At 65.0% G+C, this 237-nt stretch carries 1 protein-coding gene; it reads right to left on the bottom strand.

Annotated features, from left to right (window positions below; all coding sequences use genetic code 11):
- On the bottom strand, window positions 1-237 hold a 237-nt coding region (locus ACLJNW_RS28410), incomplete at both ends, for a DUF1302 family protein (protein WP_410962008.1).

The raw sequence follows: 237 nt of genomic DNA on the forward strand, positions 1-237 counted from the left end.
GTAGAAGCCGAACTCGGTGCTGTTCAGGTCCTCGGCGATGTAGCGGAAGGCCACGCCGAACTGGCCGTCGTTGCGCGCGTTGATGTCCTTGCCGATGGACGACACCTTCATCACGTTGCCGTAGGCCGGGGTCACGCCGTTGGCATAGAGGCCGGTGTTCTTCAGCGCGCCGCTGAGCAGCGGATTGTTGCCCAGCGCCTGGTACAGGCCGATGACGTTGCCGAAGCCGGGCACCGG

Origin of the sequence: Salmonella sp. SAL4457 (assembly GCF_046548235.1) — a bacterium.
Classification (GTDB): Bacteria; Pseudomonadota; Gammaproteobacteria; order Enterobacterales; family Enterobacteriaceae; genus Salmonella; species Salmonella enterica.